25 protein-coding genes are annotated in these 22,952 nt (G+C 70.7%); 9 read left to right on the forward strand and 16 right to left on the reverse strand.

Translation table 11 applies throughout. The features are described 5' to 3' along the window. Positions 1–47: 47 nt before the first annotated feature. The 3 genes from AB8A24_RS09110 to AB8A24_RS09120 all read left to right on the forward strand — a co-directional run bounded on the left by AB8A24_RS09110 (position 48) and on the right by AB8A24_RS09120 (position 2,832). Positions 48–1,889, forward strand: a complete 1,842-nt coding sequence (locus AB8A24_RS09110) for an endonuclease/exonuclease/phosphatase family protein (RefSeq protein ID WP_328963817.1) — start codon at positions 48–50, stop codon at positions 1,887–1,889. Between the two features lie 69 nt (positions 1,890–1,958). After that, positions 1,959–2,432: a GNAT family N-acetyltransferase gene (locus AB8A24_RS09115; protein ID WP_328963816.1), complete on the forward strand. Its 474-nt coding sequence runs from the start codon at positions 1,959–1,961 to the stop codon at positions 2,430–2,432. Between the two features lie 145 nt (positions 2,433–2,577). Beyond that, positions 2,578–2,832 (forward strand): hypothetical protein, encoded by a 255-nt coding sequence (locus AB8A24_RS09120; RefSeq protein WP_328963815.1) that lies wholly within the window; start codon positions 2,578–2,580, stop codon positions 2,830–2,832. A gap of 18 nt (positions 2,833–2,850) precedes the next feature. Here AB8A24_RS09120 and AB8A24_RS09125 read toward each other — a convergent pair whose 3' ends face one another. The 3 genes from AB8A24_RS09125 to AB8A24_RS09135 all read right to left on the reverse strand — a co-directional run bounded on the left by AB8A24_RS09125 (position 2,851) and on the right by AB8A24_RS09135 (position 5,698). Further along, positions 2,851–3,264 carry a hypothetical protein gene (locus AB8A24_RS09125; protein WP_369475313.1) on the reverse strand — a complete coding sequence of 138 codons (414 nt, stop codon included), beginning with the start codon at positions 3,262–3,264 and terminating at the stop codon, positions 2,851–2,853. A 175-nt stretch (positions 3,265–3,439) separates the two neighbouring features. Then, positions 3,440–4,420, reverse strand: coding sequence for a 2,3,4,5-tetrahydropyridine-2,6-dicarboxylate N-succinyltransferase (gene dapD, locus AB8A24_RS09130; RefSeq protein WP_030720326.1), 981 nt, complete (start codon positions 4,418–4,420; stop codon positions 3,440–3,442). 9 nt (positions 4,421–4,429) lie between these two features. Further along, positions 4,430–5,698: an MFS transporter gene (locus AB8A24_RS09135; RefSeq protein WP_369475314.1), complete on the reverse strand. Its 1,269-nt coding sequence runs from the start codon at positions 5,696–5,698 to the stop codon at positions 4,430–4,432. 74 nt (positions 5,699–5,772) lie between these two features. Here AB8A24_RS09135 and AB8A24_RS09140 point away from each other — a divergent pair, with 74 nt between their 5' ends. Next, positions 5,773–6,648 carry a winged helix-turn-helix transcriptional regulator gene (locus AB8A24_RS09140; protein WP_369475315.1) on the forward strand — a complete coding sequence of 292 codons (876 nt, stop codon included), beginning with the start codon at positions 5,773–5,775 and terminating at the stop codon, positions 6,646–6,648. 81 nt (positions 6,649–6,729) lie between these two features. Here the strand turns inward: AB8A24_RS09140 and AB8A24_RS09145 are convergent, their stop codons facing one another. Both AB8A24_RS09145 and AB8A24_RS09150 read right to left on the reverse strand, forming a co-directional pair. Next, positions 6,730–7,317: a TetR/AcrR family transcriptional regulator gene (locus AB8A24_RS09145; protein WP_369475316.1), complete on the reverse strand. Its 588-nt coding sequence runs from the start codon at positions 7,315–7,317 to the stop codon at positions 6,730–6,732. After that, positions 7,317–7,637 carry a multidrug efflux SMR transporter gene (locus AB8A24_RS09150; protein ID WP_189735897.1) on the reverse strand — a complete coding sequence of 107 codons (321 nt, stop codon included), beginning with the start codon at positions 7,635–7,637 and terminating at the stop codon, positions 7,317–7,319. Before AB8A24_RS09150 ends, AB8A24_RS09145 begins: the two co-directional genes overlap by 1 nt. A 120-nt stretch (positions 7,638–7,757) precedes the next feature. Between AB8A24_RS09150 and AB8A24_RS09155 the strand changes: the two genes are divergently transcribed. Then, positions 7,758–9,059, forward strand: coding sequence for a hypothetical protein (locus AB8A24_RS09155; RefSeq protein ID WP_369475317.1), 1,302 nt, complete (start codon positions 7,758–7,760; stop codon positions 9,057–9,059). Between the two features lie 79 nt (positions 9,060–9,138). Here the strand turns inward: AB8A24_RS09155 and AB8A24_RS09160 are convergent, their stop codons facing one another. Genes AB8A24_RS09160 through AB8A24_RS09195 form a run of 8 tightly spaced genes read right to left on the reverse strand, consistent with a single transcriptional unit; the run spans position 9,139 to position 15,721 of the window. Then, complete coding sequence (locus AB8A24_RS09160; protein WP_030009139.1) at positions 9,139–9,483, reverse strand: metal-sulfur cluster assembly factor; 345 nt, start codon at positions 9,481–9,483, stop codon at positions 9,139–9,141. Beyond that, positions 9,480–9,941 carry a Fe-S cluster assembly sulfur transfer protein SufU gene (gene sufU, locus AB8A24_RS09165; RefSeq protein WP_030027090.1) on the reverse strand — a complete coding sequence of 154 codons (462 nt, stop codon included), beginning with the start codon at positions 9,939–9,941 and terminating at the stop codon, positions 9,480–9,482. Before sufU ends, AB8A24_RS09160 begins: the two co-directional genes overlap by 4 nt. Before the next feature lie 22 nt (positions 9,942–9,963). Further along, positions 9,964–11,220 (reverse strand): cysteine desulfurase, encoded by a 1,257-nt coding sequence (locus tag AB8A24_RS09170; RefSeq protein ID WP_030009137.1) that lies wholly within the window; start codon positions 11,218–11,220, stop codon positions 9,964–9,966. Beyond that, a complete protein-coding gene (gene sufC / locus AB8A24_RS09175; protein WP_030720347.1) occupies positions 11,217–11,984 on the reverse strand; it encodes a Fe-S cluster assembly ATPase SufC in 768 nt (255 codons plus the stop codon). Before sufC ends, AB8A24_RS09170 begins: the two co-directional genes overlap by 4 nt. Before the next feature lie 7 nt (positions 11,985–11,991). After that, complete coding sequence (locus AB8A24_RS09180; protein ID WP_030388907.1) at positions 11,992–12,309, reverse strand: bifunctional 3-phenylpropionate/cinnamic acid dioxygenase ferredoxin subunit; 318 nt, start codon at positions 12,307–12,309, stop codon at positions 11,992–11,994. Next, positions 12,309–13,487, reverse strand: a complete 1,179-nt coding sequence (gene sufD, locus AB8A24_RS09185; RefSeq protein ID WP_328963809.1) for a Fe-S cluster assembly protein SufD — start codon at positions 13,485–13,487, stop codon at positions 12,309–12,311. The genes AB8A24_RS09180 and sufD overlap by 1 nt, the downstream gene beginning before the upstream one ends. Before the next feature lie 60 nt (positions 13,488–13,547). After that, complete coding sequence (gene sufB, locus AB8A24_RS09190) at positions 13,548–14,963, reverse strand: Fe-S cluster assembly protein SufB (protein WP_266390197.1); 1,416 nt, start codon at positions 14,961–14,963, stop codon at positions 13,548–13,550. After that, entirely contained in the window at positions 14,960–15,721 is a 762-nt protein-coding gene (locus tag AB8A24_RS09195) for a metalloregulator ArsR/SmtB family transcription factor (RefSeq protein ID WP_328963808.1), read from the reverse strand. Before AB8A24_RS09195 ends, sufB begins: the two co-directional genes overlap by 4 nt. Positions 15,722–16,110: 389 nt before the next feature. Between AB8A24_RS09195 and AB8A24_RS09200 the strand changes: the two genes are divergently transcribed. The 4 genes from AB8A24_RS09200 to AB8A24_RS09215 all read left to right on the forward strand — a co-directional run bounded on the left by AB8A24_RS09200 (position 16,111) and on the right by AB8A24_RS09215 (position 20,011). Then, a complete protein-coding gene (locus AB8A24_RS09200; protein WP_266390201.1) occupies positions 16,111–17,037 on the forward strand; it encodes an ABC transporter ATP-binding protein in 927 nt (308 codons plus the stop codon). Further along, a complete protein-coding gene (locus AB8A24_RS09205) occupies positions 17,034–17,816 on the forward strand; it encodes an ABC transporter permease (RefSeq protein WP_266390204.1) in 783 nt (260 codons plus the stop codon). Before AB8A24_RS09200 ends, AB8A24_RS09205 begins: the two co-directional genes overlap by 4 nt. Before the next feature lie 67 nt (positions 17,817–17,883). Continuing rightward, entirely contained in the window at positions 17,884–19,017 is a 1,134-nt protein-coding gene (locus AB8A24_RS09210; protein ID WP_369475318.1) for a hypothetical protein, read from the forward strand. 34 nt (positions 19,018–19,051) lie between these two features. After that, positions 19,052–20,011 (forward strand): COX15/CtaA family protein, encoded by a 960-nt coding sequence (locus AB8A24_RS09215; RefSeq protein WP_328963806.1) that lies wholly within the window; start codon positions 19,052–19,054, stop codon positions 20,009–20,011. 69 nt (positions 20,012–20,080) lie between these two features. Here the strand turns inward: AB8A24_RS09215 and AB8A24_RS09220 are convergent, their stop codons facing one another. From AB8A24_RS09220 to AB8A24_RS09230, 3 genes are all read right to left on the reverse strand, one after another. Further along, on the reverse strand, positions 20,081–21,172 hold the full coding sequence (locus AB8A24_RS09220) for an amidohydrolase (protein WP_328963805.1): 1,092 nt from the start codon (positions 21,170–21,172) through the stop codon (positions 20,081–20,083). 126 nt (positions 21,173–21,298) lie between these two features. Beyond that, on the reverse strand, positions 21,299–21,673 hold the full coding sequence (locus AB8A24_RS09225) for a hypothetical protein (protein ID WP_328963804.1): 375 nt from the start codon (positions 21,671–21,673) through the stop codon (positions 21,299–21,301). Between the two features lie 15 nt (positions 21,674–21,688). Further along, the gene (locus AB8A24_RS09230) at positions 21,689–22,630 is read right to left on the reverse strand and encodes a heme o synthase (protein WP_369475319.1); all 942 of its coding nucleotides are present in this window, start codon (positions 22,628–22,630) and stop codon (positions 21,689–21,691) included. Positions 22,631–22,952: the final 322 nt, after the last annotated feature.

Genomic DNA, 22,952 nt, shown 5'->3' on the forward strand with positions numbered 1-22,952 from the left:
TGCCGCACCCCCCACCTTTTCCCTCTCCCACACCGGAGTTCCTGCCCATGCGCTCCTCGCATCCCCGTTCCGCCGCCGTCGCGGCCCTCGTCGCCACCGCACTGGCCACCGGCCTGCTCGCGGGTTCCGCCGACGCGGCCGAAGGCGCCGTGTCCGCCGATCCGATACGCATCCACGACATTCAGGGCACCACCCGGATATCCCCGCTCAACGGCAAGCAGGTCACGGACGTCGAGGGCATCGTGACGGGCGTACGTACGTACGGCTCGCGCGGCTTCTGGATCCAGGACCCGGACGCCGACGACAACGACGCCACCAGCGAGGGCGTCTTCGTCTTCACCAACTCGGTCCCGACCGTCGCCGTGGGCGACGCGGTCAAGGTCTCCGGCACCGTGGGCGAGTACATCCCCGGCGGTCTGACCTCCGGCAACCAGTCGGTCACCCAGATCTCCAAGCCGACGGTGACCGCGGTCTCCTCCGGCAACGCGCTGCCCGAGGCCACCGCGATCAACGAGTACACGGTGCCCGCCGAGTACGCCCCGGCCGGTGACCCGGCCGCCGGCGGCAGCATCAACGGCCTCACCCTGGAGCCCTCGCGCTACGCCCTCGACCACTACGAGTCGCTGGAGGGCATGAACGTCAAGATCGGCACCTCCCGCGTGGTCGGCGCCACCGACCCGTACTCCGAGCTGTGGGTCACGGTGAAGGGCTGGGAGAACACCGCCAAGCGCGGCGGCACCATCTACGGCTCCTACGAGTCCCAGAACACCGGCCGTCTGCAGATCCAGCAGCTCGCGCCCCTCGCGCAGCAGCCCTTCCCGGTGGCCAACGTCGGCGACCGGCTGACCGGCACCACGGAAGGCCCGCTGGACTTCAACCAGTTCGGCGGCTACACGCTGGTGGCCCGCACGCTCGGCACCGTCAAGGCGGGCACCCTCGCCCCCGAGAAGACCAAGCCGCAGGCCGAGCAGGAGCTCGCGGTGGCCACGTACAACGTCGAGAACCTCGACCCGACCGACCCGCAGGAGAAGTTCGACGCGCTGGCGAAGGCCGTCGTGGAGAACCTGGCCACCCCCGACATCCTCGCCCTGGAGGAGATCCAGGACGACAACGGCGCCAAGAACGACGGCACCGTCTCGGCCGAGCAGACCCTCGCCAAGTTCACCGCGGCGATCTCGGCCGCCGGCGGCCCGGCCTACCAGTGGCGGACCGTCAACCCGGAGGACAAGAAGGACGGCGGCGAGCCCGGCGGCAACATCCGTCAGGTGTTCCTCTTCAACCCGGCGCGGGTCTCCTTCACCGAGCGCGCCCCGGGTGACGCGGTGACCGCGACCGGCGTGACCAAGGTCAACGGCAAGGCCGCCCTGACCCACTCCCCCGGCCGCGTCGACCCCGCCAACCCGGCGTGGGCGGACAGCCGCAAGCCGCTGGCAGGCGAGTTCGTCTTCCGCGGCAAGACGGTCTTCGTGATCGCCAACCACTTCGGCTCCAAGGGCGGCGACGAGGGCCTGACCTCGCACCACCAGCCGCCGGTCCGCTCCTCGGAGGCCAAGCGACTGCAGCAGGCGCAGGCCGTGAACGGCTTCGTGAAGCAGATCCTGGCCGAGGACAAGAACGCGAACGTCCTGGTCCTCGGTGACATCAACGACTTCGAGTTCTCGGCGACGACGGACGCGCTGGCGGACGGCGGGGCGCTGTACCCGGCGATCAAGTCGCTGCCGAAGGCGGAGCGCTACTCGTACGTCTACCAGGGCAACGCGCAGGTGCTGGACCAGATCCTGACCAGCCCGGCGATCAAGAAGTTCACGTACGACAGCGTGCACATCAACGCGGAGTTCTCGGCGCAGAACAGCGACCACGACCCGCAGGTGCTGCGCTTCCGCCCGTAACCCTTCGGGTCCCGCAGCCGCAGGGGGTCCGGCCGCCGTCCCGGCCGGGCCCCCTGCCACAATCCGGCCATGATCTTCCGTGAGGCCACGCGCCAGGACCTGCCCGCCGTACTCGCCCTGCTCGCCGACGAGGACACGGTCCTCGACCCGGCGTCGATCGTGGTCGGCGAGGCGCACGAGCGGGCCTTCGCGGCGATCGAGGCGGACCCGCGCAACGAGATGCTGGTCCTGACCGACGGGGCGAGCCGAGCGAGCGAGGCGGGCGAGGTCGTCCTCGGCTGCCTCCAGCTCACGTACATCCCGGGCCTGGGCCGGCACGGGCAGGAGCGGGCTCTGGTGGAAGCGGTACGGATCCGCGCGGACCGGCGGGGCTCCGGGCTCGGCGCCGAGCTGATGCGGCTCGCCACCGAGCGGGCCCGTGCGCACGGCTGCGGCCTGGTCCAGCTGACCAGCAACAAGCGGCGGACGGCCGCGCACCGGTTCTACGAACGGCTGGGCTTCGCCCGCAGCCATGAGGGCTTCAAGCTGCACCTGGAGTCGTAACCGGGCCTTCCCGGACAAGGTAGGGACTTTCGGCCCTGGCGTGACGCTCGACACATCCGTATCGAATCGACCGGTTGTGGTGGTTGAGTATTTCCACGCTCGATCTTGTACCGGCTCGTACCGACCGCACTCCCGGAGGATCCTCGTGCTCCCCTCCATCTCCCTCGCTCAGGAAATCGGCCTCGCCGTCCTGCTCGTGGCCGCGATCGTCTCGTTCACCGGCCTCCGCCACCTGCGGGGCGACGACCGGTTCCCCCAAGCGGAGCCCGCCGCCGCCGAGAGCCTGCCGATGATCCCCTCCCAGCGCGGCTCCGCCGGGCACCCGATGGAGTCGGTGGAGCTGACCGAGGCGGAGAAGCAGGCCTTCGCGGGCCTGGTCCGCACGATCCCCCTGCACTGAGTACGGCGGGCCCGCGTCCTATCCGCCTCGGCGGGCCGTCGGCGCCTTCGGCTTCAGGGCGGTGATCAAGGCGCAGACCCCGGCCGTCACCGCCAGGCTCCCCACCATGACCATCCCCACGCCGATCACGAAGAGTCCACTGGCATCGTCCGACCAGTCGTAGAAGGCGGCACAGGTCAGGCCGGCCGTGACGCCCACGACGGCGCCCGCCGCGCGGCCCCGGTACGCCGCCCAGCACACGGGCACCAGCAGCGTCAGCCCGAGCCCGATCACCTGCCAGGCCTCGTACGGCCCGGTCTGCGTGCCGTCGGGCCACACGTCGCGGTGCTGGTCCCAACCGAGCCAGGCGGCCCACGCGGCCACCGCCACAAGGGCGAGTGCCAGGGCGACCGGAAGGGGGGAGACGGGGCCGGAGGCTATTCGTCGTCGCATGCCCCCAGCCTTCCCCCGGGCTCCGCCGGCCACCAGCGCGCACGTACTCAGGCCCGGCCGAGTACCCGCGCCCGGGGACCTGGCTCCGACAACGGCCGAGCGCCCTCCCGGCCGTGGTGGACGGCGAGAGGGCGCTCGTGGTGACGGGGCTGGCCGGTGGGGCCGGCGGTCACCGTCAGTTGTGGCTGTGCAGGACCTCGTTCAGACCGCCCCAGGCCGCCTTGTACGGGCGGGCCTCGACGGCGCCGGTCACCGAGTTGCGGCGGAAGAGGATGTTGTTGGCGCCGGAGAGCTCCAGGGCCTTGACGATCTGGCCGTCCGGCAGGGTCACTCGGGTGCCCGCGGTCACGTAGAGGCCGGCCTCGACCACGCACTCGTCGCCCAGCGCGATGCCCACGCCCGCCTCGGCGCCGATCAGGGTGCGCTCGCCGATCGAGATGATCTGCTTGCCGCCGCCCGAGAGGGTGCCCATGGTGGAGGCGCCGCCACCGATGTCGGAGCCGTCGCCGACCACGACGCCCGCGGAGATGCGGCCCTCGACCATGGAGGTGCCGAGGGTACCGGCGTTGAAGTTGACGAAGCCCTCGTGCATGACGGTGGTGCCCTCGGCGAGGTGCGCGCCGAGGCGGACGCGGTCCGCGTCGGCGATGCGCACGCCCTTGGGCGCGACGTAGTCCGTCATCCGCGGGAACTTGTCGATCGAGGTGACCTGGAGGTGCAGGCCCTCGGCGCGCGCGTTGAGGCGGACGGTCTCGACCTGGTCGACGGCGACCGGGCCCAGCGAGGTCCAGGCGACGTTGGTCAGCAGGCCGAAGACGCCGTCGAGGTTCTGGCCGTGCGGCTTGACCAGGCGGTGGCTGAGCAGGTGCAGGCGCAGGTACGCGTCGTGCGCGTCCAGCGGCTTGTCCTCCAGGGAGGAGATGACCGTGCGGACGGCTACGACCTCGACGCCGCGGACCGCGTCCGTGCGGATCGCCTTGGCCGCGGCGGCGCCCAGCAGCTCCACGGCCTGGTCGGCGGTGAGGCGCTCGGTGCCGGCCGGGCCGGGCTCGGCGACCAGCTCGGGGGCGGGGAACCAGGTGTCGAGGACGGTGCCGTCGGCGGTGATGGTGGCAAGTCCGGCGGCGACGGCGCCGGTGGTACGCGTAGCAGTCATATCCGAAACCTAACCGGCGACGGCCTTCGGTCGCGAACCGGTCTCATGTGCCGGTCGCGCGGCTCGCGCCATGTGCCGGGCCCGCCGGGCATGCGCCCCCCACAGCGCCGCACCCGCCCCCGCGGCGAGCACCGCGCAGAGCGGCCACAGCAGCCCGGGCACTACGGAGTACAGGGCTCCGCCGATCGGCGGCCCGAGGACCACCCCGCTGACCGACACGCCCGCGTACAGGCTCTGGAACCGTCCGATGGCGTGCTCGGGCGCCTGGTCGGCCATGTAGGCGGTGGCGGTGGTCTTGTAGAGGGTCTCCCCGAGGCTCAGCAGGATCATCATCGCGACGGCGCTCCCGATCCCGGCCCCGAGCAACAGCGCCGCGTACCCGGCCCCGACGAGCACCATTCCGGTGCCGATGACCGGCAGGGCCGGCCGCTCGCGCAGGGCTACGGCGGCGGGCAGCTCCAGCAGCAGGATCACCCCTCCGTTCAGGGCGATGACGAGCCCGAAGACGCGCGTGTCCAGGCCGTGGTCGGCGAGGAAGGCCGGGAAGGTGGAGTACTGCTGGCGGTAGACGACGTCGGTCACCAGGATCGCGCCGAGCAGCACCAGCACGGCGGGGCGGGCGCGCAGTTCGCGCCAGAGACTCCGTTCGCCGTGGCCCGGACCCCCGTCCTGGGCCACGGCGGGTACGCGGGAAACTCCGCGGGCCGGGACGACCCGCGCGGTCCAGACGGCGAAGAGGAGCGTGCCGATGCCGTCGCCGACGAAGAGCCAGTCGTAGGAGAGGCCGGTGGCGACCAGGGCGCCCAGCGGCGGCCCGAGGGTGAATCCACCGTTGGAGACGCAGCGTACGAGGGCGAAGGCCTGGCGGCGGGCCCCCTCCGGGACGGCGACCGCGACCAGCGCGGAGTTGGCGGCCCGGATCACGCCGGAGGCGTACTGGGCCACCGGCAGGGCCGCGTACAGCAGCGGCGTGGGCAGCAGCGGGAGCGCCACCAGGGCGATGCCGCCGAGGGTGGCGGCGGTGAGCAGCACCCGGCGGTGTCCGAAGCGGTCGCCGTACCAGCCGCCGGTGAAGTTGCCGGCGATCAACCCGACGCCGCCGATGCCGACGACCAGGCCCGCCTGGGCGGCGCCGAGGCCGCGCGGGCCGGTCAGGTAGAGGAAGACGAAGACGAAGGTGAAGCTGACGACGGCGTTGACGAAGACCCCCGCAGCCAGCAGCCACACAACCCTCGGTATGTCCTTGAACCCCTGCAACACACCCGTGTCCCCCTGCATCCATCGAGTAAGTTCCCTTTAGGAACTGACTATGTCAGCATGGCAGCCTTGGGGTCAACGGACAAAGGAGTGCCATGGCCCAGCGCACACAACTCGGCGACGCAGACTGCGCCATCGCCCAGGCCCTCGACGTGGTGGGCGACTGGTGGACGCTGCTGATCGTGCGCGACGCCGCGCGCGGTCTGCACCGCTTCGACGAGCTCCAGCGCGAGTTGGGGATGTCCCGCAAGGTGCTGGCGGAGCGGCTGAAGCTGCTCGTCGAGGCCGGGGTGCTGTCGCGCGAGCCGTACCAGGAACGTCCGGTGCGGCACGAGTACCGGCTGACCCCGCGTGGACGGGGGCTGCTGCCCGTCCTGGTGGCCCTCCAGGACTGGGGAGACACGTGGGTCCTGGGAGAGGGAGAGATGACGGCGACGACCGACGAGGCCTCGCGTGAGGCGGAACGGGTGCACGCGCTGCGCGGTACGCGGGTGCCGCCGCTGCTGCTGCCGGACCGTTTCGGCGAGCTGAGCGACCCGGTGGCGGACACCCCGTTCACGGTCCTGTACTGCTTCCCGGGCGCGTACGCGCGCGCCGAGTCCTACCCGCCCGGCTGGGCCGGGATCCCGGGCGCCAAGGGCTGTACGTTCGAGTCGTGCACCTATCGCGACCAGCTCGCGGAGTTCACCGCGGCCGGCGCCACCGTGCACGGGGTGTCGACCCAGCGCCCGGACGAGCAGCGGGAGTTCGCGGAGCACGAGCGACTGCGGTTCCCGCTCCTGTCGGACGCGGATCTGGCCCTGACCGCCGCGCTGCGCCTGCCGACGTTCCGTGCGGCGGGCACGAGTCGGATCAAGCGGCTGACGCTGGTCATCGACCGCGACCGCACGGTCCGCGAGGTGATCTACCCGATCCAGGACATCGAGGCGAGCGTGCGGACGGCGCTGACGGCCGTGCGCTCCGCGGGTTAGCCGGGCACTACCGCACGGATCCTCCGCCCCGCCCTCCGGCCGTCACCCGGGCCGTCACCCGGGCCGTCCCCGACCCGGTCCTCAGCCGCCGGACGGGCCGAAGGATCCCGCCCCGCCCTGCCCGGGCCGCAGCAGCCTCCCCAGGATCTCGCGGGCGTACGCCTCGTCGTACGGGGCGTCCGTCAGCAGGACCTGCAGGCCGATCCCGTCCATGGCCGCCACCAGCGCCCGCGCGGTCACCGGGTCGGTCCGCGGGGTCAGCGCCGCCGCCACCGCCTCGCACCACTGCGCCGCCACCGGCCGCAGTGCCGGGCGGCGCAGCGCCGCGAGGTAGAGCTCGTACTCCAGCTCGACCCGGCCCCGGTCCGCCGCGAGGGACTCCCCGAGCAGGCGGGCCAGGGCCTCGGCGAGGTCCGCGTCCGGGTCGGCCAGCGCGGTGGAGCGCGCCACCGCCTGGGCGAAGCCCTCGTTGGCCTGGCGCAGCGCGGCGACCAGCAGGTCGTCCAGCGTCTTGAAGTGGTACGTCGTCGACCCGAGCGGTACGTCGGCGGCGGCGGCCGCGCTGCGGTGGGTCAGCCCGGCGATGCCCCGCTCGCCCACCACCCGGAGCGCGGCGTCGATGATCCGCTGCCGCCGGTCCGGGTCGTAACGCCGCCCGCCGGAGGGCATCAGTGGGCCCCGCCGAGATTCAGCAGGACCACGCCGCCGATCACCAGGGCGATCCCGGCGATCTTGGCGGCGGTGGCCGCCTCGCCCAGGAACACCATGCCGATGGCGGCGATCGCGGCGGTGCCGACGCCCGCCCATATCGCGTACGCCGTGCCGACCGACATCGACTTCAGCGTCTGCGCGAGCAGGGTGAAGGCGATGACGTAGCCCAGCAGGGTGCCCAACGACGGCCACAGCTTGGTGAAGCCGTCGCTGTACTTCATGGCGGTGGTTCCGGCGACCTCGGCGGCGATGGCCGCGGCAAGCATGACGTAAGGCATGCGTACAACTGTACACAGCGATGCGTACGAGCGTACACATCCAAGTGAATCCACTGCCATGCTCCTGACATGCTGATATACGGTGCCTTCGTCGGGGGAACGAGAAGACGGAGCACACGCATGACGCAGAACACAGGGTGGGGATCCACGGGGGCACACGGGCCGGGGTGGCCGGGCGGCCCGGGCGGCGCGCCGCAGTGGGGAGGATGGGCCCCGCCGCCACCGCCGCAGCCCGGGACGGTACCGCTGAAGCCCCTGGGCCTCGGGGACGTCGTGAGCGCCACCTTCGCCACCTTCGGGCGCTACTGGAAGCAGCTCGCCGGTGTGATGCTGGCCGTACTGGGCCTGTGCCTGCTGGTCATGGCCCTGTTGGCGGGCGTGGCCGTCGCCGCGGTGTACGACCACATCGAGCCGGTCTTCGACCCGCCCTACGGGCAGGATCCGGCGGCCGAACACCTCACCCCGTTCATCGTCGCGGGCGTCACGCTCTTCGTGCTGCTGTTCGCCGTGGGGCTGTTGAGCATGGCCATGCTCACCGCCGTGTGCCCGGCGGTCCTCCAGCAGGCGGTCCTCGGCCGGCCCACCACCTTCCGCGCGATGTGGCGCACGGCCCTGCGGCGGACTCCCTCCGTCCTGGGCGCGCTGGTGCTCACGGGGCTGATCGCGGGCGCTCCCGTGCTCGCCGCGATGGCGGTGTGGATTCCGGTGATGGTCGTCTCCGTCTCCGGCGACGACCCGTCACCCGCGGCCCTGGTCCTCCTGCCCGTGCTCCTGCTGCCCACCATCGCGGTGTCCGTCTGGCTCGGCACCCGGCTCAGCCTGGCCCCCGCCGTGGCGGTCATGGAGAAGGCCACCCCTGTCACCGCGCTGCGCCGCTCGGCCGCGCTGGTCAAGGGCGACTGGTGGCGGATCTTCGGTATCACCCTGGTCGGCAGCATGATCGCGATGAGCATCGCCTACATGATCCAGATGCCCTTCCAGCTCGTCGGCACGTTCGGGATGATCCCGCTCATGGCCGAGGCGGGCGAGGGGGCCGAGGGAGCCGGCCCGTCGACGGGCATGATCGTCGCCCTCGTGTTCGGCATCCTGTGCCTCATGGTCGGCGGCGGCGTGAGCCAGATGTTCCAGATCGGGTACACCCAGCTGTTCAGCAATCTGCTGTACGTGGACCAGCGGATCCGGCGCGAGAACCTCGCCCAGGCCCTCCTCGCCGAACTCGCCGCGCAGGCCCCCACCGCCGGACCCGTGCCCACGCCCTCGGAGCCGCCCTCGGAGCCGCCCGCGGACACGCTCGCGCACACGCTCACGGACGCCGACGCCGACGCCGACGCACCCACCGTCGCGCACCCGGACCGGCCGCAGCCGCAGCCGCGACCCGAACCGGAGCCGGACACGCTGCCCGACAGGCCGAAGGACGACTGAGCGGCCCGACGGGCCGCCCTGCGGACACGAGGAAGGGCCCCCGGCACGATGCCGGGGGCCCTTCCTCGTTCAGAACCGCTCAGACGTTGAAGCCGAGTGCGCGGAGCTGCTCGCGGCCGTCGTCCGTGATCTTGTCCGGACCCCACGGCGGCATCCAGACCCAGTTGATCCGAAGCTCGCTGACGATGCCGTCCGTCGCCGACTTCGCCTGGTCCTCGATGACGTCCGTCAGCGGGCAGGCCGCCGAGGTCAGGGTCATGTCGAGGGTGGCGATGTTCGCGTCGTCGATGTGGATGCCGTAGATCAGGCCCAGGTTGACGACGTCGATGCCCAGCTCGGGGTCGACCACGTCGTAGAGGGCCTCGCGGACCTCCTCCTCGGTGGCCGGCTTGATCGACGCCTCGGGCGTCGCGTTCTCGGTCATGCCGTCTTCCTCTCCGCGTCGCCCAGAGCCTGGGCCGTCGCGTCCTTCCACGCCATCCAGCTCAGCAGAGCACACTTCACGCGAGCCGGGTACTTGGAGACGCCGACGAACGCGACCGCGTCCTCCAGCACTTCCTCCATGGCCTCGTCGGGCTCGATCTTGCCCTTGGACTGCATCATCTCCAGGAAGACAGCCTGGATCTTCTGCGCCTCGGCCAGTTCCTTGCCCACGAGCAGCTCGTTCAGTACGGACGCGCTGGCCTGGCTGATGGAGCAGCCCTGGCCCTCGTAGGAGACGTCGGTCAGCGTCTCGCCGTCGTACTTCACGCGCAGCGTGATCTCGTCGCCGCACGTCGGATTGACGTGGTGCACCTCGGCATCGCCGTCGCGCAGGCCACGCCCGTGCGGGTGCTTGTAGTGGTCCAGGATCAGTTCCTGGTACATCGAATCCAGCTTCACTGCGTCCTCGTCGCCTCGTCCGTCAGCCGAAGAAGTTCCGTACGTGCTCCAGCCCGTCGATCAGCGCGTCGACCTCGGCCGGAGAGGAGTACAGGTAGAAAGACGCTCGCGTCGTCGCAGGAATTCCGTAGCGCAGGCAGACGGGGCGCGCGCAGTGGTGTCCCACGCGGACCGCGATGCCCTGCTCGTCCAGAACCTGACCGACGTCGTGCGGGTGGATGTCACCCAGGACGAAGGAGATCGCGGCGCCGCGGTCCTCGGCCGTGGTGGGGCCGATGATCCGCAGGTCGGGCACCTCCGCGAGACGCTTGATCGCGTACTCGGTGATCGCGTGCTCGTGCGCGGCGATCTTGTCCATGCCGATCGCGGTCAGGTAGTCCACGGCCGCACCGAGGCCGACGGCCTGGGCGATCGGGGGCGTACCCGCCTCGAACTTGTGAGGCGCCGGGGCGTAGGTCGAGGCGTGCATCGACACGGTCTCGATCATCTCGCCGCCGCCGAGGAACGGAGGCAGGTCCTCCAGGAGCTCCTGCCGGCCCCACAGGACGCCGATGCCGGTCGGGCCGCACATCTTGTGGCCGGTGAAGGCCACGAAGTCGGCGCCGAGCGCCTGTACGTCCAGCGGCATGTGCGGGGCGGCCTGGGAGGCGTCGATCAGCACGAGGGCGCCGACGTCCTGGGCTCGCCGCACGATCGCCTCGACCGGGTTGACCGTGCCCATGATGTTGGAGACCAGCGTGAAGGAGACGATCTTCGTCTTCTCCGTGATGACCTCTTCGATGTTGGACAGGTCGAGCCGGCCGTCGTCGGTGAGGCCGAACCACTTCAGCTTCGCGCCGGTGCGCTGCGAGAGCAGCTGCCACGGCACGATGTTGGAGTGGTGCTCCATCTCCGTGATGGCGATCTCGGTCTCGCGGTCGACCCGGTAGGGCTCGTCCGCCCAGCCGAGCATGTTCGCGACCAGGTTGAGCGACTCCGAGGCGTTCTTGGTGAAGATCACCTCGTCGCGGCTCGGCGCGTTGATGAAGGCGGCGACCTTGTCGCGAGCGCCCTCGTACAGCGCCGTGGCCTCCTCGGCGAGCACGTGCACGCCACGGTGGACGTTGGCGTTGTGCTGCTCGTAGTACTCGTTCAGCGCGTCGAGCACCTGGCGCGGCTTCTGCGAGGTCGCCGCGTTGTCCAGGTAAACGATCTTCTTCCCGTCGTGGACCACACGATCCAGAAGGGGGAAGTCCTTTCGGATCGCCTCGATGTCGAGGAGGCCAGGCAACTGTGTCACGCGGTCGCGCCACCCTTCGTGCTGTACGACTCGTAGCCTTCGGCCTCCAGCTTGTCGGCGAGCTCGGCGCCGCCGGACTCGGCGATGCGGCCCTCGGAGAAGACGTGGACGAAGTCGGGCTTGATGTAGCGGAGGATCCGCGTGTAGTGCGTGATCAGCAGCGTGCCGACCTCACCGGTCGCGCGGACGCGGTTGACGCCCTCGGAGACCTGGCGCAGGGCGTCGACGTCGAGACCGGAGTCGGTCTCGTCGAGGATCGCGATCTTCGGCTTCAGGAGCTCCAGCTGCAGGATCTCGTGGCGCTTCTTCTCACCGCCGGAGAAGCCCTCGTTGACGTTGCGCTCGGCGAAGGCCGGGTCCATCTGGAGCTGCTCCATCGCGGACTTGACCTCCTTCACCCAGGTACGCAGCTTCGGCGCCTCGCCGCGGATCGCGGTGGCCGAGGTGCGCAGGAAGTTGGAGACCGAGACACCGGGGACCTCGACCGGGTACTGCATCGCGAGGAAGACGCCGGCGCGGGCGCGCTCGTCGACGGACATCTCCAGGACGTCCTCGCCGTCGAGGGTCACGGTGCCACCGGTGATGGTGTACTTCGGGTGACCGGCGAGCGAGTACGCCAGGGTGGACTTGCCGGAGCCGTTCGGACCCATGATGGCGTGCGTCTCACCCTGCTTGACGGTGAGGTCGACGCCCTTGAGGATCTCGCGGGCGCCGTTCTCGGCCTCGACGGAGACGTGCAGGTCGTGGATTTCAAGCGTTGCCATGGATACCTCAGGACTCCTGGGTGAGGGAGACGAGCACGTCGTCCCCTTCGATCTTTACGGGGTATACGGGGACGGGGCGCGTCGCGGGCAGGCCCGAGGGCTTGCCGGTGCGCAGGTCGAAGGCCGACCCGTGCAGCCAGCACTCGATCATGCAGTCTTCGACCTCGCCCTCCGAGAGCGACACGTTCGCGTGCGAGCAGATGTCGTTGATCGCGAACACCTCCCCCTCGGTGGAGACGATGGAGACCGGCGTGCCGTCGAGTTCCACCCGCTTCGGGGTGTCCTCCTCCAGCTCGCTGAGCGCGCAGGCCTTGACGTAATTCATCAGACGGAACCCTGGAGCTCGGTCTCGATCTTGGCGAGCAGACGCTCCTCGATGTCGTCGACACCGATCTGCTGGACGAGCTCCGCGAAGAAGCCGCGGACGACCAGGCGGCGGGCCTCGTCGGCCGGGATGCCACGGGCCTGCAGGTAGAAGAGCTGCTCGTCGTCGAAACGGCCGGTCGCGGAGGCGTGGCCGGCGCCGACGATCTCGCCGGTCTCGATCTCCAGGTTCGGCACCGAGTCGACCCGCGCGCCGTCCGTGAGGACGAGGTTGCGGTTCATCTCGTAGGTGTCGGTGCCCTCGGCGCTCTTCTGGATGAGCACGTCACCGATCCAGACCGCGTGGGCGTCCTGGCCCTGGAGCGCGCCCTTGTAGACCACGTTCGACTTGCAGTGCGGGGCGTCGTGCGTGACCAGGAGGCGGTGCTCCTGGTGCTGGCCGGCGTCCGTGAAGTACAGGCCGAAGAGCTCGGCCTCGCCGCCGGGGCCGGCGTAGCTGATCCGCGGGTGGAGGCGGACGACGTCGCCACCGAAGGTGACCACGACCGACTTGAAGGTCGCGTCGCGGCCGATCAGCGTGTTGTGCTGGGAGCAGTGGACGGCGGTGTCGTCCCAGTCCTGCACGGACACGACGGTGAGCTTGGCGCCGTCGCCGACCAGGAAGTCGACGTTGGCGGCGCGCACGCCGTCACCGGTGTGGTCGATGACGATGACGGCCTCGGCGAAGGCCTGCACGTCGAAGACGGTGTGGCCGAAGGTGGTGCCGCCCTCGCCGTGCAGCGTCACGCGCACCGGCTCGGTCAGGACCGTCTCCTTGGGCACGGTGACGACCGTGGCCTTGGCGAAGGAGGAGAACGCCTGGGCAGCGATCCGGTCCACCGGGGTGCCGGCCTTGCCGATGCGCGCGTCGCCGCGCTCCACCGACTCGACCGTGACGCCCTCGGGCGCGTCGATCTGGGCCTTCATGGTGCCGTTGGCGACCGCGGTGCCGTCGTGCAGGCCCTTGAGGCGGGCGAGCGGCGTGAAGCGCCACTCCTCCTCGCGGCCGTTCGGAACCGGGAAGTCCGCCACGTCGAAGGACGGGGGCGCACTCATCCGGGTGGCGACGGTGGACTCGGCGGCCACCGCGATCGCGCCGGCGGTGGTCGAACCCGCCGGAATGTTCTGAGCCTCAGCCATGGCTGTCTTCGTGCTCTCTTCCTACGTCAAAGAATGTCTGCGGGACTCGGGCGGCCGGAACTAGCCGACCGAACCCTCCATCTGCAGCTCGATCAGCCGGTTCAGCTCCAGCGCGTACTCCATGGGCAGCTCACGCGCGATGGGCTCGACGAAGCCGCGCACGATCATGGCCATGGCCTCGAACTCCGTCATACCGCGGCTCATCAGGTAGAAGAGCTGGTCGTCGGAGACCTTGGAGACCGTGGCCTCGTGGCCCATGGAGACGTCGTCCTCACGGACGTCCACGTAGGGGTACGTGTCCGAGCGGGAGATGGTGTCGACCAGGAGCGCGTCGCACAGCACGTTGGACTTCGATCCGTGGGCGCCCTCGCCGATCTCGACCAGACCTCGGTACGAGGTGCGGCCGCCGCCTCGGGCCACCGACTTGGAGACGATGTTCGAGGAGGTGTGCGGCGCCATGTGGACCATCTTGGAGCCGGCGTCCTGGTGCTGGCCCTCGCCCGCGAAGGCGATGGACAGGGTCTCGCCCTTGGCGTGCTCGCCCATCAGGTAGACGGCCGGGTACTTCATGGTGACCTTGGAACCGATGTTGCCGTCGATCCACTCCATGGTCGCGCCCTCGTACGCCACGGCGCGCTTGGTGACCAGGTTGTAGACGTTGTTCGACCAGTTCTGGATCGTCGTGTAGCGGCAGCGGCCGCCCTTCTTGACGATGATCTCGACCACGGCGCTGTGCAGCGAGTCCGAGGAGTAGATCGGGGCGGTGCAGCCCTCGACGTAGTGGACGTAGGCGTCCTCGTCGACGATGATCAGCGTCCGCTCGAACTGGCCCATGTTCTCCGTGTTGATACGGAAGTAGGCCTGGAGCGGGATGTCGACCTTCACGCCCTTGGGGACGTAGATGAAGGAGCCGCCGGACCACACCGCGGTGTTCAGCGACGCGAACTTGTTGTCGCCGACCGGGATGACCGTGCCGAAGTACTCCTGGAAGAGCTCCGGGTGCTCCTTGAGCGCGGTGTCCGTGTCGAGGAAGATGACGCCCTGCTCCTCCAGGTCCTCACGGATCTGGTGGTAGACGACCTCGGACTCGTACTGGGCCGCGACACCGGCGACGAGGCGCTGCTTCTCCGCCTCCGGGATGCCGAGCTTGTCGTACGTGTTCTTGATGTCCTCGGGCAGCTCCTCCCACGAAGCGGCCTGCTTCTCGGTGGAACGCACGAAGTACTTGATGTTGTCGAAGTCGATGCCCGAGAGGTCGGAACCCCAGTTCGGCATGGGCTTCTTGTCGAACAGCTTCAGGCCCTTGAGGCGGAGCTTCAGCATCCACTCCGGCTCGGACTTCTTCGCCGAGATGTCGCGGACGACATCCTCGGAGAGACCCCGCTTGGCAGCGGCGCCGGCCGCGTCGGAGTCGGCCCAGCCGTATTCGTAGGTGCCCAGGCCATCGAGCTCAGGGTGAGCGATCTCCGTGGTCATGCGGGGTTCCTCCCGGCCGTACTTGCAGATACTGATGTGTCGGTCTGTGTGGTGCTCGCGCTACGCGGAATGAACGTCGTGCACACCCCGTCGCCATGGGCGATCGTGGCGAGGCGCTGCACATGGGTCCCGAGCAGGCGGGAGAAGACCTCGGTCTCCGCCTCGCAGAGCTGCGGGAACTGCTCGGCGACGTGCGCGACCGGGCAGTGGTGCTGGCAGAGCTGTTCACCGCTGTGCGGACCGGGAGCGCTCTTCGCCGTAGCAGCGTACCCGTCCACGGTCAACGCCCTGGCAAGGGCCTCCGTGCGCTCCTGCGGTGCGGCGGCCTCGACGGCCTCCTTGTAGGCGCGCGCTTGCGTCTCCATCCGCGACCTGGCGAAGGCGGCGACTGCCACCTCGCCCTGCTCGCCGCCGCCGACCGACTGCGCGATCCAGCGCAGGGCGTCCGCGGCGAGCGTGTCGTAGGACTGGTCGAAGGCGTCGCGGCCGCAGTCGGTGAGCACGAAGACCTTGGCGGGCCGACCCCGGGTGCGCGCACCGTACACACGCTGCTCACGGGGTTCGACCACGTCGTCGGTGACGAGCGTGTCGAGGTGGCGGCGGACGGCGGCCTGGGTGAGGCCGAGACGCTGGGCGAGGTCGGCGACGGTGGACGGACCGTGGTCCAGGATCGAGCGCGCCACGCGGTTGCGGGTTGACCGCTCCCCGGTGCCGAGCTCCCCCTGAGGGGTGTCGATCTGCCGTTCGCCGTATTTCACAACGCCATTGTTGCGTAATTAACCGACCGGCGACAAGCCGTGACGGACGCCACGCCTGGTGGCCTCCATCACTAAGGGTTACCTTATTTATCGACGGAGAGTTATTCGGACGGAGACATTCCGCTATCTTTCGGAACCCCTCCGATGAGCCCGCAAACCGCTCCCACCAGCACACCTGTGCCCGTGGCGGTTCTTGGGCGCCGGGAAGGGCGATGTCCGGAAAAGATCACGGAAACATGCCGACGCTTCCAGGACCGATCGACTGAAAAGAGCTGTATTCGCGACGCGGCGTTCGATTCTCCGGAGCCGATCCGACGGCGAACCGGCGACGAAGAGGCCACGCCCCCGGCACCTACGCCCCCTCCCCGGGCTCCGTAGACTCACCCCTCATGAGCAACGACCCCGCCGTGGAGATCCGCGGACTGGTGAAGCGGTACGGCACCAAGACCGCGGTGGACGGCCTGGACCTCACCGTCCGGAGCGGCTCCGTCACCGCGGTCCTCGGTCCGAACGGCGCGGGCAAGACGACCACGGTGGAGACCTGCGAGGGCTACCTCCGCCCCGACGCCGGCACCGTCCGCGTCCTCGGCCTCGACCCGGTCGCCCAGGCCGAGGCCCTGCGCCCGCGGATCGGCGTGATGCTGCAGTCCGGAGGCGTCTACTCCGGAGCCCGCGCCGTCGAGATGCTCCGCCACATGGCCAAGCTCTACGCCGACCCGCTCGACGTCGCCACCCTGGTGGAACGCCTCGGGCTCGGCGGCTGCGGCCGCACCCCCTACCGCAGGCTCTCCGGCGGCCAGCAGCAGCGCCTGGCCCTGGCCATGGCCGTGGTCGGCCGCCCCGAGCTGGTCTTCCTCGACGAGCCCACCGCAGGCCTGGACCCGCAGGCCCGCCGCGCGACCTGGGACCTCGTACGGGAACTGCGCACCGACGGGGTCACCGTCGTCCTCACCACCCACCACATGGACGAGGCCGAGCAGCTCGCCGACGAGGTCGCCATCGTGGACGCCGGCCGGGTCGTCGTCCACGGCAGCCCCGAGCAGCTGTGCCGCGGCGGCGCCGAGAACACCCTGCGCTTCACCGGCCGCCCCTCCCTCGACCTCGCCTCGCTGCTGAAGGCGCTGCCCGACGGCACCGAGGCCGCCGAGCTCACCCCGGGCGTCTACCGGGTCACCGGCGACGTCCACCCGCAGCTGCTGGCCACCGTCGCCTCCTGGTGCGCGCAGCACGGCGTGATGCCGAGCAGCCTCACGGTGGAGCGGCACACCCTCGAAGACGTCTTCCTGGAACTGACCGGTAAGGAGCTGCGCGCATGAGCGCCGGTACGTTCACCCCCCGCCCGGGGGCCGCGCCCGTGTCCCGCATGATCCTCGCGCAGACGGCGCTGGAGACCCGGATGCTGCTGCGCAACGGCGAGCAGCTGCTGCTCACCGTGATCATCCCGGCGCTGCTGCTGACCCTCTTCTCCGCGGTCGACATCGTCACGGTGCCGGTTCGGGAGGGCGGCAGCGGGAAGTCCGTGGACTTCCTCGCGCCGGGGATCCTGGCGCTCGCCGTGATGTCCACCGCCTTCACCGGGCAGGCCATCGCCACCGGCTTCGACCGCCGCTACGGGGTCCTCAAGCGGCTGGGAGCCTCCCCGCTGCCGCGGTGGGCCCTGATGGCCGCCAAGACCTTGTCGGTGCTGGTCACCGAGGTGCTGCAGATCGCCCTGCTGACGGTGATCGCCCTCGCGCTGGGCTGGTCCCCGCAGGGGAACCCGCTGTCGGTGGCCGCGCTGATCCTGCTGGGCACCGCCGCCTTCTCCGGCCTCGGACTGCTGATGGCGGGCACGCTCAAGGCCGAGATGACCCTGGCCGCCGCCAACCTGGTCTTCCTGCTGCTGCTGGTCGGCGGCGGGGTGATCGTGCCGCTGGAGAAGTTCCCGGACGCCGTGCGGTCGGTGCTGGGGCTGCTGCCCATCTCGGCCCTGTCCGACGGACTGCGCGAGGTGCTCCAGCACGGGGCCTCGCTCCCGTGGGGCGACGCGGCCGTGCTGGCGGGCTGGGCCGTACTCGGTCTGGGCGCCGCCGCGCGGCTCTTCCGCTGGGAATGAAATCCCTCCCCTCGTGGCGGCGATGCCGCGAGGATGGGCCCCTCACACATGAAGCCGGGGGGCGGACATGGTGCAGCGGGACGCCGTTCTACGGCTGGACGATCGATGGGCACGGGTGCGCTCGGGGGCGGAGCACGCGGAGCCCACGGAGCGCGCACGGCTCCTCGACGAGCTGATCGGCGCCCTGCGCCCGTTCACGGACGACCCGCGGTGCACCGCGCTGCTCGGGCTGCGCCTCGCCGACCGGGCCGCCCTGCGGTTCGCCGCGGGGGACCGCGCCGGCGCGCTCGCCACGATCGAGGAGGGGTTACGCAGCTCCGAGCGGGCGGCCGGGCACTCCCCCGAGTTCGCCCGCTGGTACGCCCGCGGGCTGATCAACCACGGGGTCTGGCTGTCCTGGCCGCTCAGCGACGGGGCCCGACTGCCGAAGCACCCACTGGGCCCGGCCGTCGGCGAGGGACCGAGCGCCATGGAACGGGCGGCCGGTGAGCGCGCCCGCGATCTGACCCGTACCGCGGTGGAGGTCTGGGCGGGACTCGACCAGCGGGATCCGGTGAACCGGCGGGGCCTGGCCCAGGCCAAGGTGTTCCTCGGGGACCGCCTCGCCGAGCTGGGGTTCGCCGAGGAGGCCGTGGCCTGGGCCGTGGCCGCCGAGTCCGACTTCCGGCAGCTGCTGCTCGCGGACCCGGCGGCGGAGGAGTCGGCGGAGGCCGAGGAGGCCCTCGACCACATCGGCCGCCAGCTGGAACTGCGGCTGCGCTTCCTGACCTTCGGCGCGCTGGTCAGCCTGCGCGCACAGGGGCTGCTGCCCGAACGGCTGCTGCCCCGGGCCGTGGTGGCCGCCCGTATCAAGGGGGTGGCGGAGCCCGCGATCGCGGCCGGGCTGGGTCTCGACGCCGAACAGGTCCGCACGATGCTGGACGTCACCCCCTGGCTCGCGGTGTGGCGCTTCGAGGTGCGCGGACCTGACGGACTGTGGAACGTACTGGAACATCCCTGGCACAGCACCACAGAAGTAAGAAATCGGACGGCAGAGGATGTAGCGGGCGAATTGCTCCGCGGGTTCGTCGACTCGGCGGACTACCCGGGCGACGACGCCCATTGGCGCGTCCTCCTGTGGTGGCACGAGGAGGGGGACCCCGCGGGAGCGCGGTACCGGCTGGCCGTCGGGCCGGACGCGCCCCTGGCCACCCCCTCGTGAAAGTTTGCACAAGTGGTCGCCTACGATATGGGGCGTGTTGAACCCCCTCGCCCACATCGCCAGCCGCTGGACCCCGTCACCCCGGACCGTCCAGCGGGCCGCACTCGCCGCGCTCGTCATGAGTGTGGTCATCGTCGTCACCGGCGGCGCGGTACGGCTGACCGGATCCGGCCTCGGCTGCGACACCTGGCCCAAGTGCACCGACGACAGCCTGATCGTGACGCAGGAGCAGGGCTTCCACGGCGCCATCGAATTCGGCAACCGCATGCTGACCTACGTGCTCAGCGCGGCCGTCGGCTGGGGGATCATCGCCGCCCGCTCGGCCAAGCCCTGGCGGCACTCCCTGACGAAGCTCGGCTGGGTCCAGTTCGCGATCGTGATGGCCAACGCCGTACTCGGCGGGATCACCGTCCTCACCGGGCTCAACCCGTACAGCGTGGCCGGGCACTTCCTCCTCGCCACCGCCCTGATCACCGTGACGACGGTCACCTGGCAGCGCACCCGCGAGGGCGACGGCGCCCCCCGGCCGCGTGTGCCCGGCCCGGTGCGCAAGCTGTCGTGGGCGCTGCTGGCGACCACGCTCGTCCTGATCGCGGCGGGCACCGTCGTGACCGGCTCCGGTCCGCACGCCGGCGACAGCAGTGAGATCAAGCGCATGCCCTTCGACTGGGACACCACCGCCCACGTGCACGCCGTCGCCGCCTGGGTGGTGTGCGCGCTCGGTATCGCGATGTGGCTGGTCCTGCGCGTCGTGGACGCTCCCGCCGACACCCGGGCCCGCGCCCGTGACCTGCTGATCGTGCTGCTCGCCCAGGGTGCGATCGGCTACGTGCAGTACGCCACCCAGGTCCCCGAGGCCCTGGTCGCCGCCCACATGCTCGGCTCCTGCCTGGTGTGGATCGCCGTGGTCCGGATCGCCCTGAGCCTGCGCGAGCGGCCGTCCGATCAGGCGGAGATCCCCGCCCAGAGCGACCCGCAGCTCTCCGCCGCGTAGCGCGGCCTGCCTAAGGGCTGCCCCGTAATCCCCGGCGGGCGCGCGGCGCCGGGGACTACGGGACAGCCCTTAGGGCGTGTCCAGGCGGTAGACGCGGCGGGCGTTGCCCGCCGCGACCAGGGCGGCCACCCGTTCCGCGTCCCGCCAGGACCAGGAGCCCTCCGCGGCCCAGCCGCCCAGCACCCGGCCCAGCGCCTCGCGGAACACCAGGGCGCCCACCGCGTGCAGTTCGGGCAGCTGCCGGCCACCGCTGGAGAACAGCACCTTCCCGAACGGCGCGATCTCCAGCAGCTCCGCCAGGACCGCCGCGGCCCGCGCGCCCGTCTGCCCGAGGGCCGGGCCCGTATCGGCGTAGACGTGCGGGAAGGCCGCCGCGAGCTGCGCGGTGCGGCGGTGGTGCGGATATCCGCCGAGCAGCACCAGCCGGGTCCCGAGGCCTGCGGTGGCCCGTACGAAGCCGGTCAGCGCGGCCGGGTCGGCCTCGTCCGTGTGCAGCTGGAGCGGCAGCCCCGAGGCCACCGCGCTCCACAGCAGGTGGGCCAGGAGTACGGGGTCCCCCACGGCTCCGCCCCGCGGCCGCCGGGCCAGCCACCGCCCGGCCGCCCCGCGCACCGCCCCGGGACCGGGCGGCTCGGGAGCGACGGCCGGGGTGTCCGCGCCGGTGAAGGCCGTGGCACAGCTGAAGGCGGCGGCCCCGACGGCGGCGTGGTGGACGGCCTCGGCGAGATTCGCGAGGAAGGCGCCCACCGTCCCGGAGGTGTCGGCGACCTGCTCGGCCAGTAACTCCAGCCGGACCGACTCGAAGGCCTCGGCGTCCCCGGCGAGCGCCAGTTCCTTGGGCCCGGTGAGGTCCCCGGGCACCCCGGTGTCGACGAGGTAGGCCGCGACGCCCGACCCCCTCAGCAGCCGCCGGGTGGTCTCGGCCACGCCCAGCTCGCGCCGCCGCGCCAGATAGCGGGCGGGGGCGGCGTGCGGCTCCAGCCCGAGCAGCGGCGGGCACCAGCGGCGCACCGCGAAACCGGTCTGCGTGTCGAAGAAGGTGGTGCCCGCGGCGGGCAGGCCGGCCGAGCGCATCAGCAGGGCCTCGAAGGTGCCCAGGCCCAGCTCCGTACGGAGTACTCCGTGGCAGTACTGGTCCACCAGGGGCGGCGTTTCGATCATCCGGGCATCCCGTTGCGGACGTGAGGAAGGGGCTTCCACACGTCCTAACGGGTGAGCGGGGTGTGAGGTGTTGCTCGGGCTGTTGACCGAGCCTGCACTCCCGGGTTCCCGGACGCCTTCCGGGGCTCAGGCCGCCGGGTTCGCGGGTCCGCCGATCTGGATGCCGGCCATCCGCGTCCACTCGTACGGACCGGTGCGCACGCGCGCGGCGAACTCCCCGTCGAACTCGTCGTGCAGGGTCAGACCGGCCTTCTCCGCGGCCAGCTGCGCCACCGTGAAGGTGGGGGCCACCAGGTCGCCCCAGCCGCCGTCCGTGCCCACGAGCACGATCCGGGTGCCGGCCTGGCCGATGTGGGCGAGCTGGCCCTCGACGCCGCCGTGCTGCTTGGCGAACGCGCCGATCTGCTTGGCCAGCTTCGCGGCCTTACGGTCCTGCTTCTTCTCCGCGGCGCCTGCGGTGTCCGCGGCGGCGGTGTCTGCGGTGTCTCCCATGGAAGCCATGCTACCGGCGAGTAATCAGTGGAGGAAGGGATCCACGGCCACCGCCACGAACAGCAGCGACACATAGGTGATCGACCAGTGGAACAGCCGCATCTCCTTGAGCTTGCCGCCCGTGATGCCCGCCTTGGCGCGCGCGTGCAGCGCGTGCGCCTCCCACAGCCACCAGCCGCCCGCCGCCAGCGCGACCGCGGTGTAGAACCAGCCGGTGTACCCCAGCGGGGTCAGCAGCAGCGAGACCGCCACCATCACCCAGCTGTAGAAAACGATCTGGCGCGACACGGCCTGGTTGCCCGCGACGACCGGGAGCATCGGCACGCCGGCGCGCGCGTAGTCGTCCTTCACCTTCATCGACAGCGGCCAGTAGTGCGGCGGCGTCCAGAAGAAGATGACGAGGAAGAGGATGACCGCGGCCCAGGAGACCGTGTTCGTGACGGCCGACCAGCCGATCAGCACCGGCATGCAGCCGGCGATGCCGCCCCAGACGATGTTCTGCGCGGTGCGCCGCTTCAACAGCATCGTGTAGACCACGACGTAGAAGAGGAGCGCCCCGAGTGACAACGCCGCCGACAGCCAGTTGACGAGCAGGCCGAAGAAGAGCGTGGAGACGACCGCGAGGGTGAGACCGAAGGCCAGGCACTCCCGCGGGCTGACCATGCCGGTCACCAGCGGGCGCTGCGAGGTCCGGTCCATCAGCGCGTCGATGTCCCGGTCGATGTACATGTTCAGCGCGTTGGCGCCGCCGGCCGACAAGTAGCCGCCGAAGCAGGTCACGAGGACCAGCCACAGCGACGGCACACCCTGCTCGGCGAGGAACATCACCGGCACTGTGGTGATCAGCAGAAGTTCGATGATCCGCGGCTTGGTCAATGCCACGAAAGCCATGACGCGGGTCCCGAGCGGCCGATGACCGGGGCTCGTCCCGAGCACCCCCGCTGGACGGGATTCGACGGCCGTCACGCACACCCCTGAGAGAGAATCCAGCAAGCTCCGACTCGGGCCGTTCACAACATGAAGGCCCGGTTAAGGCTTGCGCGTACCACGCCACTGTAGACGTTGCGCTTACGTCGCCCCGCGCCGGGGTCGCTTCGTGTTGGGCCGATCGGACCGTGCATATATACGGGGCACAGGCCACACCGGACACCCGTGGGCGGGTGAACAGGGGTCGGCGGCGCGGTGACGGACTGCCTGCACCCGAATAGCTGCACGCCGTTGCGGGGGTAGGCTCGGAATCGCGCCGGTGCACCGTTCGTCACCGGGATTCATACATGTGGAGAGGAGC

Origin of the sequence: Streptomyces sp. BF23-19 (assembly GCF_041106355.1) — a bacterium.
Lineage (GTDB): Bacteria > Actinomycetota > Actinomycetes > Streptomycetales > Streptomycetaceae > Streptomyces > Streptomyces virginiae_A.

Bases quoted from the DNA above. Each gene is read 5' to 3' on its own strand.
- AB8A24_RS09125 (WP_369475313.1), bottom strand. From the start codon at position 3,264: ATGCGACGACGAATAGCCTCCGGCCCCGTCTCCCCCCTTCCGGTCGCC.
- AB8A24_RS09155 (WP_369475317.1), top strand. From the start codon at position 7,758: ATGACGCAGAACACAGGGTGGGGATCCACGGGGGCACACGGGCCGGGG.
- AB8A24_RS09200 (WP_266390201.1), top strand. From the start codon at position 16,111: ATGAGCAACGACCCCGCCGTGGAGATCCGCGGACTGGTGAAGCGGTAC.
- AB8A24_RS09140 (WP_369475315.1), top strand. From the start codon at position 5,773: ATGGCCCAGCGCACACAACTCGGCGACGCAGACTGCGCCATCGCCCAG.
- AB8A24_RS09205 (WP_266390204.1), top strand. From the start codon at position 17,034: ATGAGCGCCGGTACGTTCACCCCCCGCCCGGGGGCCGCGCCCGTGTCC.
- AB8A24_RS09150 (WP_189735897.1), bottom strand. From the start codon at position 7,637: ATGCCTTACGTCATGCTTGCCGCGGCCATCGCCGCCGAGGTCGCCGGA.
- AB8A24_RS09115 (WP_328963816.1), top strand. From the start codon at position 1,959: ATGATCTTCCGTGAGGCCACGCGCCAGGACCTGCCCGCCGTACTCGCC.
- AB8A24_RS09210 (WP_369475318.1), top strand. From the start codon at position 17,884: ATGGTGCAGCGGGACGCCGTTCTACGGCTGGACGATCGATGGGCACGG.
- sufD (WP_328963809.1), bottom strand. From the start codon at position 13,487: ATGGCTGAGGCTCAGAACATTCCGGCGGGTTCGACCACCGCCGGCGCG.
- dapD (WP_030720326.1), bottom strand. From the start codon at position 4,420: ATGACTGCTACGCGTACCACCGGCGCCGTCGCCGCCGGACTTGCCACC.
- AB8A24_RS09220 (WP_328963805.1), bottom strand. From the start codon at position 21,172: ATGATCGAAACGCCGCCCCTGGTGGACCAGTACTGCCACGGAGTACTC.
- sufC (WP_030720347.1), bottom strand. From the start codon at position 11,984: ATGGCAACGCTTGAAATCCACGACCTGCACGTCTCCGTCGAGGCCGAG.
- AB8A24_RS09135 (WP_369475314.1), bottom strand. From the start codon at position 5,698: ATGCAGGGGGACACGGGTGTGTTGCAGGGGTTCAAGGACATACCGAGG.
- AB8A24_RS09160 (WP_030009139.1), bottom strand. From the start codon at position 9,483: ATGACCGAGAACGCGACGCCCGAGGCGTCGATCAAGCCGGCCACCGAG.
- AB8A24_RS09180 (WP_030388907.1), bottom strand. From the start codon at position 12,309: ATGAATTACGTCAAGGCCTGCGCGCTCAGCGAGCTGGAGGAGGACACC.
- AB8A24_RS09225 (WP_328963804.1), bottom strand. From the start codon at position 21,673: ATGGCTTCCATGGGAGACACCGCAGACACCGCCGCCGCGGACACCGCA.
- AB8A24_RS09110 (WP_328963817.1), top strand. From the start codon at position 48: ATGCGCTCCTCGCATCCCCGTTCCGCCGCCGTCGCGGCCCTCGTCGCC.
- sufB (WP_266390197.1), bottom strand. From the start codon at position 14,963: ATGACCACGGAGATCGCTCACCCTGAGCTCGATGGCCTGGGCACCTAC.
- AB8A24_RS09145 (WP_369475316.1), bottom strand. From the start codon at position 7,317: ATGCCCTCCGGCGGGCGGCGTTACGACCCGGACCGGCGGCAGCGGATC.